Raw genomic sequence first — 15,703 nt, 5'->3', positions numbered from 1 at the left:
GGAATTTGATTTCAATGAAAAAAAGAATTGGTCTATTCCTGTTTTCAGCTCTTTTATTGACGGGATGCAGCATGCAGCAGACTGCTCCAACATACGACGAAACGAAAAAAATGATGACCGACGCGCTTCAGTCGGAGGATGGAAAAAAGGCAATTCGGCAAATGTTCGCGGATCCGGATTTTAAGGAACTACTTATTCTAGAACAACCGGAAGTAAAGAAATCCGTCGAAGAAACCCTCCTTTCTAAAAAAGGAGAAGACTTTTGGAAGAAATCGTTCGAGGATCCAAAGTTTACTGAATCCATTGCGAAAAGCATGAAGGAACAGCAGCAGGATATCATGAAACAACTGATGGATGATCCGTCATTCCAAAAACAGTTAGAAGAGTTTTTCTCTCAGCCCGACATGTTAAAACAGATGGAAACTGTTACACAGTCAGCGAATATGAAAAAACATCTTGAAAAAGTTGTTGAAGAAACCATTAACAGTCCTTTGTTGCAAACGAAATGGCAAGAACTTATTTTGAAAGCCGGTGAACTGAAACCAGTAGATAGCGGGGGTAGTGAAGCTGCTAAACCGGAGAAAGGTAAAGGCGGAGAAGGCAAATAGCCTTCTCCACCTTTTTTAATTAGGTATTATTTCGCTGTTTTCTCAATAATATTTTCCGCAATACCCATGTAAATTTTCCCGATAGGATGATCTTCTGCATAGACAGAAGGTGCAAAATCTTCTTCATCCCAGTCTGGCTGACCTAGTGGTATTTGCCCAAGTAACTCTGTGCGGAGTTCCTCAGCTAGTTTTACACCGCCGCCTTGGCCGAATACGAATTCGCGTTTACCTGATGTTTTTGATTCGAACCAAGACATATTTTCAATAACCCCAAGCAATTCATGATCCGTCTGAAGCGCCATTGCTCCAGCACGCGCAGCAACAAATGCAGCTGTCGGATGCGGAGTTGTTACAACAATTTCTTTAGATGTCGGAATCATCTGGTGGATATCGAGCGCAACATCCCCTGTACCCGGTGGCAAGTCGAGGAATAGGTAGTCAAGATCTCCCCACTCAACGTCACGGAAGAACTGGTCAAGTGCTTTCCCAAGCATTGGCCCGCGCCATACAACCGGTGCGTTATCCTCAACGAAGAAGCCCATAGAAATAACTTTTACGCCTAGACGTTCAACTGGAATAATCCGGTCACCACGAACAACTGGCAAGTCAGTTACACCCATCATGTCAGGTACACTAAAGCCATAGATATCTGCGTCAATTAAACCGACCTTTTTCCCAAGACGCGCAAGCGCTACAGCAAGATTTACCGACACTGTCGATTTACCAACGCCGCCTTTACCAGACGCAATTGAAATAAATTCAACGTCATTAAGCGGTGACAATAAATCTTGCGCTTCCGATTCCGTCACTTTTCCACGGAACTGTTCCAGCACTTCTGCCGATAATTCTTCAAAACGGATGCCGACTGAATCAGCACCTGCTCCTTTCAATGCATCGACCACTTTCGTTTGAAGACCCATCTGTTCAGCGGTATTAATTTTAGCGATGGCTATCTTCACGCTGACATGCTTCTTCTCAGGCTTGATTGTTACACCTGTAATTCCACTCGTCTCCGCAAGCGTTTTATGTAAAAACGGATCTTTCAGCTGTCCTAACAATTCACGTACTGTTTCTTCATTCATCAACGTAGACACCCCTTGGAGGTTTATTCATTCACCTCCAAGTATACCATAATAAGCTATCCTTAAATCCCATTTAGGCTCTCACTTTTCATCTGCAGTATGAAATTCAACGATTCCTTCCATGATCGCATCAGCCACTTTACCTTGATAAGTTGGGTCAATTAGAAGCGCTCTTTCCTCATTGTTTGATAGAAAACCCGTTTCGACGAGAACCGCCGGAGTCGGTACTTTTTTCAATAAATATACACCCTTAATTGCCATCGCTACTCGTTCCGTATTTTTTAAATTAGTTCGGAATGATTCTTGAATTGCTTTTGCCAGAAATTCACCATTAGGATCTCCCCCTGGATGATAAAACACTTGAGACCCGCGCCATCTTTCCTCGGGTATTGCATTAACGTGAACGCTGATGAACATATCAGGTTTTTCACTAATCGCAATGCTTTCCCTCAATTTCAAATCAGCCATTTTGCGTTCGCGAGTCGTTCCAAATTTCTCAGTCGGGGCATGTTCGGCCAACGCGTCGCCATCTTTCGTCCGCGTCATGATAACTGTCGCCCCTTTCTTTTCAAGTCGCTTCTTCAATTCATGGGAGATGCTTAGTGTAATATCACGTTCAACCACATCATTGGATGAAGCGCCTCCGTCCATCCCTCCATGTCCCGGATCGATAAGTATCTTCACGCCGCCAAGCTCTGCGGGCATGAAAAAATTCCGATCTGATGAAGCCTTAACGCCATACATGACAATTCCAAGAGAACACACAAATAATAAACAGATCACAAACCACCGTTTCATATGGACACCGCCTTTTTCCTTCACTATACGCAGAGGCGGCGGCAGATATGTCCTACTTTTAACAGAGATGAAAGTCGATAATGTTTTTGCTGAACTAAACAATGTTTCGGCGATAGTTCGCAACACTTTCATGAAACTAGGCAACGCTTTACAAAAACGAAACAACGTAACGGCAAAACTTCCTAACATGCAACGAACTTAACAACGCCTCGCTAATAGTTCGCAACGCTTTCACGGAACTAAATAACATCCCTCCGAAACTTAACAACACTCCCCTCATTCGAAAAATAAAAAAAGAACCCCGCAAGGTTCCTTTTCAAAGTACTTATTCAGTAGCGCCTTCCCATTCAAGCATGCCGCCTACCATGTTTGTTACATCATAGCCCTCATCCGCAAGGAACTCTTGTGCACGGCCGCTACGGCCGCTTGAGCGACAGATAAGTATATACGACTTAGAGCTGTCAAGTTCGCTCATACGTACCGGTACGTCGCCTAGAGGGATATGAATTGCACCTGGGATCATCCCCACCGCTACTTCATCCGCCTCACGCACGTCGACCAGGTTAAGCTGCTCGCCCTTTTCCAACCGCTCTTGTAATTCGGTAGTTGAGATTTCTTTCATAACAAATCATCCTCCCACTGTTTCTACATCTATACTTTAACACAAAAAAGCCCTTTTCCACGAATGGAGAAGGGCTTTTCTTAAATATAAAATTAACGTTTTGAGAACTGTGGTGCACGACGTGCGCCTTTAAGACCTGGTTTTTTACGTTCTTTCATTCTTGCATCACGAGTAAGAAGTCCAGCTGATTTAAGTGCTGCGCGGAAGTCTGGGTCTACTTGAAGTAGAGCACGTGCAACTCCGTGACGGATTGCTCCTGCTTGTCCAGTGTATCCACCGCCATCAACGTTTACAAGGATATCGTAGCTTCCAAGAGTTTCTGTAATTACAAGTGGTTGTTTGATGATTTCGCGAAGTGTCGCGAATGGTACGTAGTCTTCTACGTCGCGTTTGTTGATGATAATTGTGCCATCTCCAGGAACTAGACGTACACGAGCTACTGAGCTTTTACGACGGCCTGTGCCGAGATATTGTACTTGTGCCAAGTTGTTTCCTCCTCTTTAATTAACCGCGAAGTACGAATACTTCTGGTTGTTGTGCTGCGTGCGGGTGATCCGGTCCAGCGTATACGTTAAGTTTTCTGTATGTTTGACGGCCTAAAGGACCTTTTGGAAGCATTCCTTTAATTGCAAGTTCAAGCATTTTTGTTGGGAAGTTTGTACGCATTTCAAGAGCCGTACGTTGTTTCATGCTACCCGTGTAACCTGAGTGACGGTAGTAAATTTTGTCTTTCAATTTGTTACCTGTAAGATGAATTTTCTCTGCATTGATGATGATGACGTGGTCACCTGTATCAACGTGAGGTGTGAACGTTGGTTTATGTTTGCCGCGCAAAAGTGATGCAACTTCAGAAGCAAGACGACCAAGCGTCTGTCCTTCAGCGTCGACAACGAGCCATTTACGCTCTACTTCGTGACCTTTAGCCATGAATGTTGTACGCATAATTTTATCCTCCTAAATGAATCTTTATTAGTTCCCGTTTTCTCTATCCCTAAACACAAGTTTACCTTCCGGGGCTTATTTGTGGGGTTATTGAAATACCATTACTCATCTTATACTGAATTCCACATTAAGTCAAGCGATTCCTCTAAATACGCCAGGAAAAGTTGCCTCAGTTCCTGTAGCTCACTTCTTCTAGATACAAACCGTGTGATGGCGCGGTTTTGACGTTCGCTTTACGGCTGCGAGATTCAAGTATTTGCTTGACGTCTGCCGGCGTTTTCCAGCCATTGCCCACGACAAGAAGCATACCTGCAATGCTTCTAACCATATTATATAAAAAGCCGTTTCCTTCAATTGTCATGATGAGATGATCGCCTTTTTTTTCGAGTGTCAGTTGCCTCACCGTTCTGACTTTATTGGATGTGGCGGTTTTTGATGAACAGAAACTGGTGAAATCATGCGTCCCAATTAAATAGGCAGCAGCTTCCTTCATCGCCTGAATATCAGGGTGCGACCTGCCAAGGTGAACGGAAAAATTACGCTCAAACGGACTATGCACTTCGTTATAGGACCACTTATAGACATATGTCTTACCAGTAGCAGAATAACGAGCATGGAAATCTTCGCTAACATATTCAACTTCAACCAACCGGATATCTGTAGGCAAAAGAACGTTCAACGCGAGCTTCCATCGATCTATTGGCAAGTTTAGTGGTGTATCAAAGTGAATCACTTGGCCATTTGCGTGAACACCCGAATCCGTCCTGCCGCTTGCGACCGAAAAAACCCCGTTATTTTTATGCATCTTCACTAACGCTTTATCAATTTCCAATTGCACCGTTCGCATACCGGGCTGTATCTGGTAACCAGAAAAAAGAGTACCATCATATGACACTATCGCTTTAACACGTTGCATGTGTATTAACCTCCTATGCCCTAAGCAGGAAAAGGACGACAACCAAAGCGGCAAGCAATACCATTATCGTCGTATCACGCCAATGCCACTTCAGCTGTCTGTACCTTGTCCTCCCCTCACCTCCGCGATAGCCACGGACCTCCATGGCGACTGCAAGGTCTTCGGCGCGTTTGAACGCACTCACAAAGAGAGGTACGAGCAAAGGAATCACTGCACGAATTCGTTGCTTAATGGAGCCGGTACTAATGTCCGAACCCCTCGCCAATTGCGCCTTCAATATCTTATCCGTTTCATCCATCAAAGTGGGAATGAAGCGTAGGGAAATTGACATCATTAGCGCAAGCTCATGAACAGGCAATTTCAATCGCTTGAAGGGCCCCAACAAGTCTTCCATCCCATCCGTAATTGATATCGGCGATGTCGTCAACGTCAAGATAGACGTCAGCAAAACCAATACAAGAAAACGAATGGAAATGAAAATCCCTTGCCTTACCCCTTCCTCATATATCTTAATGAACTTCCAATCAACAAGAAGTGCTCCTTCTTTTGTAAAAAAGATATGCATGAGCAGCGTGAAAATAATCAAGAATAGTATTGGTTTCAATCCGTTAAACAAGAAATACAACCGAATCCTTGAACTTAAGATAACGAGTAACGTAAATCCTAATAACACAGCATACGTTATTGTATTATTTGCCAGGAATACTCCAATAATGAAAAGAAAAACAAATGACAGCTTCGAACGAGGGTCGAGCTTGTGGACAAATGAATTGCCAGGAATATAGCGTCCAAAAATCATCTTTTCCAACATTAACGGCCACCTTCTTCCTTAGCGGCAAATGCAATTGCCTTCGCAAGCTGAGCTTCCGTTAATGCCAACCCCTGAAGAGGACGACCAATTAATTTCTCTACGTCACGTTGGAACTTCACCGAGCGTGGTAGGCCTAATCTAAAGGACGTCAGCTTCTTTTCATCAGCAAACACTTCCTGCGGCGTACCGGACATGACGGAACTGCCATTATGCATAACGATAATATTATCCGCATAACGTGCAGCATCCTCCATACTATGTGTCACAAGAATTGTCGTCAGTTTTTCTTCTACATGAAGACGATTGAAAAGCTCCATAATTTCAAGCCGCCCTCGCGGATCAAGTCCCGCTGTCGGCTCGTCCAAAACGAGTACAGACGGTTTAAACGCAAGAACACCCGCAATCGCAACCCGTCGCATCTGCCCTCCTGAAAGGTCGAAAGGTGACTGCTGGGCAACCTCTGGAGGTAGTCCCAGCAATTCTATCAGTCGATGTGCCCGTCTCCTTGCCTCTTCTTCAGGTACACCAAAGTTCATAGGACCGAACATAATATCTTTTTCAACAGTCTCTTCAAAAAGCTGATGCTCCGGAAACTGAAAAACGATACCTACATGCCTTCGGACCTCTTTTAGTCCTTTCGCTTTCGTGCCTGCAGTAATCGTTGTATCTCCGATTTTTACAATACCTTCTGAAGGCTTTAACAAACCATTCAGATGCATAAGAAGTGTCGATTTTCCTGATCCGGTATGTCCAATAATTGCAGAATAAGAGCCGGAACGTATCGTTGCATCCACACCCTGCAATGCCCTTTTCTCAAAAGGAGTATCTTTACCATACAAATACCCTACTTGCTGAAGTGAGATGTCCATAATTCATTCACCAACTCTTCTTCCGTCATATGCTCACCAACAAGCTCCATCCCATTTTCCCGTAACAAACTGGAAACTCTTAAAGCGAATGGCAAGTCCAAACCAATTTCCTCAAGTTCATTTCCCCGAGCAAATATCTGCTCCGGCGTACCAACCGTCAGAACTTTCCCTTTGTTCATGACAATAATACGATCTGCCAACAGCGCCTCTTCCAAATCATGTGTAATCGAAATGACAGTGAGGCCCGTCTTACGCTTTAATTCTTCAACTAAGTGAATGACTTCATTACGTCCCTGTGGATCTAGCATCGACGTCGCCTCATCCATAATAAGAAGCTTAGGATGTAAAGCGAGCGCTCCAGCTATTGCAACTCGTTGCTTTTGTCCGCCTGAGAGATGGTGAGGCTCCTGGTCGAGGAAATCACTCATCTTTACCTGTGCAAGTGCATCATTAACGCGAGTCACCATTTCTTCGAAGGGTACTCCACTGTTCTCTAGCGCAAATGCAACATCATCTTGAACTGTCGAACCAACAAACTGATTATCTGGATTTTGAAAAACAAAACCCATTTGTGAACGAATTTCCCATATATTGTCCTCGGTCAGTTTTTCAATAAACACATTAACGTTCCCTTCTTCCGGGAACAAGAGTCCAATCATCAATTTTGCAAGTGTCGACTTACCGGAACCATTATGGCCAACAATAGCAATCCATTCGTCTTCTTGTACCGTAAACGACACGCCATCGACTGCTTTCTTTGCTACCTCGTCCTCAGAGTCATAAGAATAAGACACATTATCCATCGACAGAATTTCCTTCATCGCCTACCACCTCCAGCTACATTCGCATTATGTATACCACGAAGGATCCCCTGCAAATTGCCAAGGAATCCTTTTTAGAAAAGCCCAAGGCGCCGTTCAGCCCCGACAGGCATAAGACGATTTGCGAGGAGGTGTAATTCAGCCCCCACAGCAAAACGGCTTATGACCCAATAGGTTGGCACCTGGAGCCTAGATATCATATTAAGTAGAAAACTAATACTTAATTATACATTGAAAAGTCTGGACATTATTTTTGGATAAAAAAAAGCGCGCACCTCATCCGAAGAAATGCGCTCATATCTATGACTGGTACCAGGTGCTCAATCCGGTACCGCGGATGAGGTGCGTAGAGCTAGACCAGTGCGGTATTAACCGACGATCATAACACTCAGCTTTTAAAGTTGTCGTATAAATTTTTAAAAAAAGGGTGCGGCTCTGGGTACGCCAGACACACCCCTTGAAGACTTAATCAATTACACCTCGACGAAATTGCGCCCAAACTTTGAATAGAGCGTGCTCAATTCAAAATCCGTGGCATCCACCGGAGGCTTTAATTTTTAAACGAGTTCGATTACAACGACAGGTGCTCCGTCGCCGCGACGAGGTCCCATTTTCATGATACGTGTATATCCACCCTGACGCTCAGTGTAGCGTGGAGCAACATTATCAAAAAGTTTCTGGATTGCGTAGATTTCATTCTCGTTGCCTTCACCGTCTGTCACTGTAACCAGTTCGCGACGGATGAATTGTGCAACTTGACGACGTGCATGCAAGTCTCCACGTTTACCAAGCGTAATCATTTTCTCAACAACTGAACGCAATTCTTTCGCACGAGCTTCTGTCGTTTGAATACGTTCGTGTACGATTAGATCTGTCGCTAGGTCGCGTAGCATTGCTTTACGTTGTGAACTTGTACGTCCAAGTTTTCTGTATCCCATAGAAGTTTCCCTCCTTCACTCTATAAATTCGCTCAATCTTCGGTGCGTAACACTAGGTTCAGCTCGTCCAATTTCGCTTTCACTTCTTCAAGTGATTTACGTCCAAGATTTCGTACTTTCATCATTTCGTCCTCTGACTTGCTAGCAAGTTCAAGAACTGTATTGATGCCTGCACGTTTTAAGCAATTATAAGATCTAACTGAAAGATCAAGTTCCTCAATAGTCATCTCAAGTACTTTCTCTTTCTGATCTTCCTCTTTTTCTACCATGATTTCTGCAGTTTGTGCTTCATCTGTCATACCGACAAATATATTTAGATGTTCAGTTAGGATTTTTGCCCCAAGTGAAACAGCTTCTTTAGGACCGATGCTACCATCTGTCCAAACATCAAGTGTTAACTTATCGAAGTTCGCCATTTGGCCAACCCGAGTGTTCTCCACTTGGAAGTTAACGCGTGAAACCGGAGTGTAAATAGAGTCGATTGGAATAACGCCAATTGCGAGATCCTCACGTTTGTTTTGATCAGAAGGTGCGTAACCACGTCCACGTACTGCATACATGCGCATGCGCAAGTGTCCGTTTTTACCAAGAGTCGCGATAGGGAGTTCAGGATTCAACACTTCTACGTCACTATCATGTGTAATGTCCGCAGCTGTGATGACACCTTCGCCTTTAACGTCTATCTCAATCACTTTCTCTTCATCTGAATAGATTTTGAGAGCCAGTTTTTTTACGTTCAAAATAATTGATGCGACGTCTTCGACGACACCTTCAATTGTAGAGAACTCATGAAGCACACCGTCAATCTGAATAGATGTAACAGCAGCTCCTGGCAGTGAAGATAGAAGAATGCGGCGCAGGGAGTTCCCTAACGTGTTTCCATATCCGCGTTCGAGTGGTTCGATAATAAACTTACCGAACTTGATGTCTTCGCCGATCATAATTGTTTCAATCTTCGGTTTCTCAATCTCGATCATTCATTTACCCTCCTTCAAAACATCAATGTATAGGCCGTTCCATATTGAAATCGATTTTCATAGACGGCAAATTGCAATCGCACAATCATTGTTGACAAAAATTGTGTTTCTCAATCATATGGAGAAGAAGCCATTATACACGACGGCGTTTTGGCGGGCGGCATCCGTTATGTGGAACCGGGGTAACGTCTCTGATTGCAGTAACTTCAAGACCAGCAGCCTGTAATGAACGAATTGCTGCTTCACGTCCAGCACCTGGACCTTTAACAGTAACTTCCAATGTTTTCAGACCGTGCTCCATAGATGTTTTTGCAGCTGTTTCAGCAGCCATCTGTGCAGCAAAAGGAGTTGATTTACGAGAACCCTTAAAGCCTAGTGCTCCTGCACTTGACCAAGATATTGCGTTCCCTTGCATGTCAGTGATTGTAACAATTGTATTATTGAACGTCGAACGGATATGTGCAATACCGGATTCAATATTCTTTTTCACACGACGTTTACGAGTTTGCTGTTTACGTGCCATGTTAAGAAGATACCTCCTTTACCTATTATTTTTTCTTGTTCGCTACCGTCCGTTTAGGACCTTTACGAGTACGTGCGTTGTTTTTCGTGTTTTGTCCACGAACAGGTAGTCCGCGACGATGACGGATACCACGGAAGCTACCGATTTCCATCAAACGTTTGATGTTAAGGGAAGTTTCACGTCGAAGGTCACCTTCAACTTTAAGCGTGTCCATTTGTTCACGGATTTTATCAAGCTCCGCGTCAGTAAGATCGCGAACCCGTGCATCCTCAGATACTCCAGCTGCCGCCAATACTTTTTCAGCAGTAGTTTTTCCGATTCCGAAAATGTAAGTTAATGAAATGACTACGCGCTTATCGCGCGGAACGTCTACACCAGCAATACGTGCCATATATATTGTGCACCTCCTTCAGAATTAGCCTTGTCTTTGTTTATGTTTTGGATTTTCACAGATTACCATTACTCGGCCGCGTCTGCGAATAATTTTACATTTTTCGCACATCGGTTTTACAGATGGTCTAACTTTCATCTTACCCAACCTCCTTCAGTATTCCGGAGTTACAAAAATTTATTTGAAACGGTATGTGATACGACCGCGTGTTAAATCATAAGGCGAGAGTTCCATTGTCACTTTATCGCCAGGTAAAATACGGATAAAGTGCATACGAATTTTGCCAGATACATGCGCAAGAATTGTATGGCCGTTTTCCAGCTCTACTTTAAACATTGCGTTTGGCAGTGTTTCTAGTACGGTTCCTTCAACTTCAATTACATCATCTTTCGCCATCAACCCAGTCTCCCTTCTATATCCAATAAAGGTTCTCACCATCGAGCGGCATCAGTCGCCTTTAAAGCTTCCTTCAACATATGTCCGGATTGCATGAGTGATGTTCGAAAGAGGTCTGCCACATTCCGTTTTCCTTAAGCCCGTCCTCGACTTCTCGTTATGGAAAATCGCGTCGAAATGGAGCCGACTGTCCAGAATGCCGTGGATGAGTTCCCAGTTGCGCTATACAGGACTCTCCACGAAATCCATTATACCTACCTAAGCAAGAAAATGCATTTACTATGTTTCAGATCCTATATGGCAAAAAAACATCTAGTTGTTATACCGGGCATCATATGCTTTTGCAGCTCGTTGAAACGTTTTTCAATACTTCTATGCTATACTGCCCAAAAACTGCGTATAATATCTAAGTTCGAAAAGGATTATTGTCCGCTTCCTTGCAGAATAACGTCCAGGTCCTTGAAAACGTCTTTGATGTCTTTTTGTCCATCGATATTTACCAACACCTCTTTGGAATCGTAAAACGCCAAGAGTGGTGCAGTTTGGTTCATATTTACTTCCAGACGGTTCGTGACAGTTTCCGGATTGTCATCGGCTCGCTGATAAAGCTCTCCGCCATCCTTATCACATTTACCTTCAACCTGTGGAGGATTAAAAAGCAAATGATAGGATGTACCGCAAACTTTACAGATGCGGCGGCCTGTCAGCCTCGCAATAAGTTCTTCTTTTTCGACTTGGATATTGAGAACATGCTCAATTTTCCGACCCATGTCAGCCAAAAGCTGATCAAGTGCTTCAGCTTGTGGAACTGTACGCGGGAAACCATCGAGTAGAAAACCATTATCGCAATCGGATTTGCTTAATCTTTCACGAACAATTCCGATTGTCACTTCATCAGGGACAAGTGCTCCCTGATCCATGAACGATTTTGCTTTGACTCCAAGTTCCGTGCCTTCTTGAATAGCAGCACGGAACATATCGCCTGTAGAAATATGAGGGGTTCCGTACTTTTCGACAATTCTGTCTGCCTGTGTACCTTTACCGGCTCCTGGCAGACCCATTAATACGATATTCATACGTGTTGCACTCCCATTCATATTCATATCCCGAAGAGATGAACCTTCGTGATTATTACTTCATGAACCCTTTATAATGCCTTTTCACAAGTTGTGATTCAAGTTGTTTCATCGTTTCAAGGGCAACCCCGACGACGATGATCAAACTTGTTCCTCCAATTTGCGCAGACTGTGGAAGGTTTGCGATATTGATAAAGAATATCGGCATGACAGCCACTGTAGCGAGGAAAATCGCCCCTACAAATGTCAGTCTATATAAAGTGCTCGTTAGGTAATTTTGTGTATTTTGTCCTGGACGGATGCCCGGGATATATGCGCCTTGCTTCTTCAAATTATCCGCAATATTCTCCGGATTCACCTGGATGAATGCGTAGAAGTATGTGAATGCAATGATCAGTATCAGGTAAAATACCATTCCAATCGGTTTCGTATAATCGAAAACGTTTGTGATTGTAGTTGTTACACTGTTAGTGCCAAAGAAGGTCGCTATTGATTGTGGTGTAATAAAAAATGCAGAAGCAAAGATTACCGGGATAACCCCTGCAGCATTAAGTTTCAATGGCAAGTGTGTCTGTTGGCCTGCAGTCGTTGGACCTCGTCCAGTGACACGTTTCGCATATTGAATCGGAATTTTCCGTAGTGCTTCTTGGAAATAAATAATTCCGACAGTAATCGCAATGACCAAGACAAGTAGAAGAGCCATAACCGCCAGTTTAATAAACAGTGCGTCGCCCGCATCTTGAATCTGTGTTGCGTAAAGTTGGTTGACTGCATTCGGGATTGCTGCGACGATACCTGCAAAGATAATTATGGAAATACCATTCCCAACACCTTTTGCTGTAATCTGTTCACCAAGCCATAAAAGAAATGCAGTTCCTGCCGTCAATACGATCGCGATAATCACATATGTCGAAACACCGTCGTCTTTTATCAGCGTACCACCATACATTTGGTTAAAACCAAATGACATTGCGATTGCTTGAATAAAGGCTAGGATTATTGTGAAATACCTTGTGAACTGTGCAAGTTTCCGTCTTCCAACGTCTCCTTGTTTCGCCCATTCAGTAAATTTAGGTACGACATCCATCTGCAATAATTGCACGATGATAGATGCAGTGATGTAAGGCATGATTCCCATTGCAAGGATTGAGAAATTTGCAAGGGCACCCCCACCAAACACGTTCAGTAGACCAATAAGGTTGTTATCAGTTTGCTGTAGTGCAGTTGCGTCAACGTTTGGGACTGGAATAAAAGTTCCTAGTCTGAAAACAATGAGTACCAGTAGTGTGTAAAAGATTTTAGACCGTATATCTTTTACTCGCATAAAATTGGCGATCGTCTGGAACATTAAACCACCTCGGTCTGTCCGCCCGCTTTCTCGATTGCTTCTTTAGCAGAAGCAGAGAATTTGTGAGCTTTGACAGTGATCTTTTTCTCAAGAATTCCGTTACCCAGAATCTTAATACCTGATTTAGCATTGCTCACGATGCCTGATTCAATTAGTAGCTCAGGCGTAACTTCAGTACCCTCGTCGAAACGATTAAGTGTGTCTAGGTTTACGATTGCATAATCCTTACGGTTGATGTTCGTAAAACCACGTTTAGGAAGTCTTTGGAAAAGTGGAATTTGTCCACCCTCGAATCCAAGACGTACGCCACCACCCGAACGGGAGTTTTGTCCACCGTGACCTCTACCAGAAGTTTTACCAAAACCTGAACCGATTCCGCGACCAATACGCTTACGCTTAGTACGTGAACCTGCAGCAGGCTTCATAGTGTGTAATTTCATCTCATTGGCACCTCCTTATTCAAAAAATCGTAATTATAGTTCTTTAACTGTTACTAGGTGGTCTACTTTGTTGATCATGCCGCGAATTGCAACATTATCTTGGTGTTCGACCATTTGGTGTAATTTGCGAAGTCCAAGGGCTTCGACAGTTTTACGTTGTACTGGCTTAGAGCCGATAACGCTTTTTGTAAGGGTAACTTCAAGTTTATTCGCCATTGTGTTTCCCCCCCTTAACTATACAGTTCTTTCAAGGATATACCGCGCAACTTAGCTACGTCTTCAGCGCGTTTTAAACTTGTTAATCCTTCGATTGTTGCACGAACCATGTTAATTGGTGTGCTTGAACCAAGGGATTTTGAAAGGATATCAGTGATGCCTGCAAGTTCAAGTACCGCACGGACTGGTCCGCCGGCAATTACTCCAGTACCAGGAGCTGCTGGTTTGATGAGGATTTTTCCTGCACCAAAATGTCCAAGAACTTCGTGTGGAGTTGTTCCTTTGACCATTGGCACAACGATCAAATTCTTCTTCGCATCTTCGATAGCTTTACGGATTGCATCCGGAACTTCTTGTGCTTTACCAGTACCGAAACCAACACGGCCATTTTTGTCTCCGACAACAACGAGAGCAGTGAAACGGAAACGACGTCCGCCTTTCACAACTTTAGCTACGCGGTTAATGGTAACTACGCGTTCTTCGAATTCGCTTTTATTCTGATCATTACGACGCATGAAATGTGTACCTCCTTTTTAATTAAAATTCCAGACCGTTTTCACGTGCTGAGTCTGCAAGAGCTTTCACACGGCCGTGAAATAGGTATCCGCCACGGTCAAATACTACTGACTTAACGTCCTTTTCAACAGCTTTTTTTGCGATCATCTCGCCGACTTTTACTGCTGCTGCAGTGTCTGCTTTGGATTCAGATCCGAAATCTTTTTCCATTGAAGAAGCACTTACAATCGTTACTGCATTCACGTCATCAATCAACTGAGCATAGATATGCTTGTTTGAACGGAATACGTTTAGGCGTGGACGAGCTGCAGTCCCGCTAATTTTACGACGTACACGTGCATGACGTTTCTTACGAGTAGCATTCTTATCATTTTTCGTAATCATCGTGATCACTCCTTCCAGATGCCTTAAGCGGCATTATTTACCAGTTTTACCTTCTTTACGACGGACAATTTCACCTTCGTAGCGAATTCCTTTGCCTTTATACGGCTCTGGCGGTCGTACTTGTCTTATGTTCGATGCAAGGGCGCCAACGCGCTCTTTGTTGATACCACGAACAGTAATCTTAGTGTTAGTAGGAACCTCAACTTCGATTCCTTCTTCTGGTGTAAATTCAACTGGGTGAGAGAAACCAATGTTCAACACTAATTTCGGACCTTGAAGTGAAGCACGGTAACCTACACCGACTAGTTCAAGTTTGCGTTCGAAACCTTGAGAAACACCAACCACCATATTGTTGATAAGTGAACGAGTCGTTCCATGAATAGAACGGTGTTCTTTCGATTCAGAAGGACGGATCAAAGTGATCACGTTGTTCTCCTGTTCGATTTTAATATCCTTGTTAAATGTGTTTGTAAGTTCGCCTTTAGGACCTTTAACTGTAATGAAGTTACCTTCTGCGATAGTAACAGTCACGTTTTCAGGTACCTCAATCGGCTTTTTGCCAATACGGGACATTCAATTGCACCTCCATTCATTTGTTACGAATTACCAGACGTAAGCTACTACTTCTCCGCCTACTTGTTTAGCACGCGCTTCTTTGTCTGTAAGTACACCATTTGATGTAGAAACGAGGGCTATACCAAGACCGTTCAAAACTTTAGGAACTTCGCTAGTTTTAGCATAAACACGAAGACCTGGTTTTGATATACGTTTAAGACCAGTAATAACACGCTCGTTATCTTGACCATATTTAAGGAAAATGCGGATGATACCTTGTTTGTTATCTTCTACATATTCAACATCGCGTACGAAACCTTCACGTTTCAAGATTTCTGCAATTTCTTTTTTCATGTTTGAAGCAGGTACTTCAAGCTTCTCGTGACGAACCATATTGGCGTTACGGATGCGTGTAAGCATGTCTGCGATCGGATCACTCATTGTCATTACATTTACCTCCTTCCCAAATTTAGG

24 protein-coding genes are annotated in these 15,703 nt (G+C 43.5%); 1 reads left to right on the top strand and 23 read right to left on the bottom strand.

The genetic code is table 11. From position 1 onward, the window contains the following. Positions 1-14 precede the first annotated feature (14 nt). Positions 15-608 carry a spore germination lipoprotein GerD gene (gene gerD / locus H2672_RS11515; RefSeq protein WP_186671461.1) on the top strand — a complete coding sequence of 198 codons (594 nt, stop codon included), beginning with the start codon at positions 15-17 and terminating at the stop codon, positions 606-608. Positions 609-634: 26 nt separating this feature from the next. Here the strand turns inward: gerD and H2672_RS11510 are convergent, their stop codons facing one another. The 23 genes from H2672_RS11510 to rpsH all read right to left on the bottom strand — a co-directional run bounded on the left by H2672_RS11510 (position 635) and on the right by rpsH (position 15,676). Beyond that, the gene (locus H2672_RS11510) at positions 635-1,690 is read right to left on the bottom strand and encodes an Mrp/NBP35 family ATP-binding protein (RefSeq protein WP_370569638.1); all 1,056 of its coding nucleotides are present in this window, start codon (positions 1,688-1,690) and stop codon (positions 635-637) included. An 81-nt stretch (positions 1,691-1,771) separates the two neighbouring features. Then, positions 1,772-2,488 carry an N-acetylmuramoyl-L-alanine amidase gene (locus H2672_RS11505; RefSeq protein WP_186671459.1) on the bottom strand — a complete coding sequence of 239 codons (717 nt, stop codon included), beginning with the start codon at positions 2,486-2,488 and terminating at the stop codon, positions 1,772-1,774. A gap of 325 nt (positions 2,489-2,813) precedes the next feature. Further along, entirely contained in the window at positions 2,814-3,110 is a 297-nt protein-coding gene (locus H2672_RS11500) for a rhodanese-like domain-containing protein (RefSeq protein ID WP_186671458.1), read from the bottom strand. 92 nt (positions 3,111-3,202) lie between these two features. Next, positions 3,203-3,595: a 30S ribosomal protein S9 gene (gene rpsI / locus H2672_RS11495; RefSeq protein ID WP_186671457.1), complete on the bottom strand. Its 393-nt coding sequence runs from the start codon at positions 3,593-3,595 to the stop codon at positions 3,203-3,205. 19 nt (positions 3,596-3,614) lie between these two features. After that, positions 3,615-4,052 (bottom strand): 50S ribosomal protein L13, encoded by a 438-nt coding sequence (gene rplM, locus H2672_RS11490; protein WP_067204834.1) that lies wholly within the window; start codon positions 4,050-4,052, stop codon positions 3,615-3,617. 169 nt (positions 4,053-4,221) lie between these two features. Continuing rightward, complete coding sequence (truA, locus tag H2672_RS11485) at positions 4,222-4,968, bottom strand: tRNA pseudouridine(38-40) synthase TruA (RefSeq protein ID WP_186671456.1); 747 nt, start codon at positions 4,966-4,968, stop codon at positions 4,222-4,224. A 13-nt stretch (positions 4,969-4,981) separates the two neighbouring features. Next, entirely contained in the window at positions 4,982-5,779 is a 798-nt protein-coding gene (locus tag H2672_RS11480) for an energy-coupling factor transporter transmembrane component T family protein (protein ID WP_186671455.1), read from the bottom strand. Continuing rightward, a complete protein-coding gene (locus tag H2672_RS11475) occupies positions 5,779-6,648 on the bottom strand; it encodes an energy-coupling factor ABC transporter ATP-binding protein (RefSeq protein WP_186671454.1) in 870 nt (289 codons plus the stop codon). The genes H2672_RS11480 and H2672_RS11475 overlap by 1 nt, the downstream gene beginning before the upstream one ends. Then, the gene (locus tag H2672_RS11470) at positions 6,624-7,469 is read right to left on the bottom strand and encodes an energy-coupling factor ABC transporter ATP-binding protein (RefSeq protein ID WP_186671453.1); all 846 of its coding nucleotides are present in this window, start codon (positions 7,467-7,469) and stop codon (positions 6,624-6,626) included. Before H2672_RS11470 ends, H2672_RS11475 begins: the two co-directional genes overlap by 25 nt. A 557-nt stretch (positions 7,470-8,026) precedes the next feature. Beyond that, positions 8,027-8,407 carry a 50S ribosomal protein L17 gene (rplQ, locus tag H2672_RS11465; protein ID WP_186671452.1) on the bottom strand — a complete coding sequence of 127 codons (381 nt, stop codon included), beginning with the start codon at positions 8,405-8,407 and terminating at the stop codon, positions 8,027-8,029. A 32-nt stretch (positions 8,408-8,439) separates the two neighbouring features. Next, positions 8,440-9,384, bottom strand: coding sequence for a DNA-directed RNA polymerase subunit alpha (locus tag H2672_RS11460; RefSeq protein ID WP_186671451.1), 945 nt, complete (start codon positions 9,382-9,384; stop codon positions 8,440-8,442). A gap of 133 nt (positions 9,385-9,517) precedes the next feature. Further along, positions 9,518-9,907 carry a 30S ribosomal protein S11 gene (rpsK, locus tag H2672_RS11455; RefSeq protein WP_186671450.1) on the bottom strand — a complete coding sequence of 130 codons (390 nt, stop codon included), beginning with the start codon at positions 9,905-9,907 and terminating at the stop codon, positions 9,518-9,520. A 25-nt stretch (positions 9,908-9,932) separates the two neighbouring features. Beyond that, positions 9,933-10,298 (bottom strand): 30S ribosomal protein S13, encoded by a 366-nt coding sequence (gene rpsM / locus H2672_RS11450; RefSeq protein WP_186671449.1) that lies wholly within the window; start codon positions 10,296-10,298, stop codon positions 9,933-9,935. A gap of 24 nt (positions 10,299-10,322) precedes the next feature. Beyond that, complete coding sequence (gene rpmJ / locus H2672_RS11445) at positions 10,323-10,436, bottom strand: 50S ribosomal protein L36 (RefSeq protein ID WP_067204807.1); 114 nt, start codon at positions 10,434-10,436, stop codon at positions 10,323-10,325. 39 nt (positions 10,437-10,475) lie between these two features. Continuing rightward, positions 10,476-10,694: a translation initiation factor IF-1 gene (gene infA, locus H2672_RS11440; protein ID WP_067204804.1), complete on the bottom strand. Its 219-nt coding sequence runs from the start codon at positions 10,692-10,694 to the stop codon at positions 10,476-10,478. A gap of 422 nt (positions 10,695-11,116) precedes the next feature. Continuing rightward, positions 11,117-11,770: an adenylate kinase gene (locus H2672_RS11435; RefSeq protein ID WP_186671448.1), complete on the bottom strand. Its 654-nt coding sequence runs from the start codon at positions 11,768-11,770 to the stop codon at positions 11,117-11,119. 55 nt (positions 11,771-11,825) lie between these two features. Further along, complete coding sequence (secY, locus tag H2672_RS11430; RefSeq protein WP_186671447.1) at positions 11,826-13,118, bottom strand: preprotein translocase subunit SecY; 1,293 nt, start codon at positions 13,116-13,118, stop codon at positions 11,826-11,828. Further along, a complete protein-coding gene (gene rplO / locus H2672_RS11425) occupies positions 13,118-13,558 on the bottom strand; it encodes a 50S ribosomal protein L15 (protein ID WP_067204796.1) in 441 nt (146 codons plus the stop codon). Before rplO ends, secY begins: the two co-directional genes overlap by 1 nt. Positions 13,559-13,591: 33 nt before the next feature. Next, positions 13,592-13,774, bottom strand: coding sequence for a 50S ribosomal protein L30 (gene rpmD, locus H2672_RS11420; RefSeq protein WP_186671446.1), 183 nt, complete (start codon positions 13,772-13,774; stop codon positions 13,592-13,594). 14 nt (positions 13,775-13,788) lie between these two features. Continuing rightward, complete coding sequence (gene rpsE, locus H2672_RS11415) at positions 13,789-14,289, bottom strand: 30S ribosomal protein S5 (protein ID WP_186671445.1); 501 nt, start codon at positions 14,287-14,289, stop codon at positions 13,789-13,791. A 22-nt stretch (positions 14,290-14,311) separates the two neighbouring features. Next, positions 14,312-14,674 carry a 50S ribosomal protein L18 gene (gene rplR / locus H2672_RS11410; protein WP_186671444.1) on the bottom strand — a complete coding sequence of 121 codons (363 nt, stop codon included), beginning with the start codon at positions 14,672-14,674 and terminating at the stop codon, positions 14,312-14,314. A 33-nt stretch (positions 14,675-14,707) separates the two neighbouring features. Further along, positions 14,708-15,247 (bottom strand): 50S ribosomal protein L6, encoded by a 540-nt coding sequence (gene rplF / locus H2672_RS11405; protein WP_186671443.1) that lies wholly within the window; start codon positions 15,245-15,247, stop codon positions 14,708-14,710. A gap of 30 nt (positions 15,248-15,277) precedes the next feature. Then, positions 15,278-15,676, bottom strand: coding sequence for a 30S ribosomal protein S8 (gene rpsH / locus H2672_RS11400; protein ID WP_186671442.1), 399 nt, complete (start codon positions 15,674-15,676; stop codon positions 15,278-15,280). Positions 15,677-15,703 lie beyond the last annotated feature (27 nt).

The organism is Sporosarcina sp. BP05 (assembly GCF_014282005.1).
Lineage (GTDB): Bacteria > Bacillota > Bacilli > Bacillales_A > Planococcaceae > Sporosarcina.
Note: the sequence above shows the minus strand (reverse complement) of the source record. Positions and strands in the feature narration are given on the sequence as shown.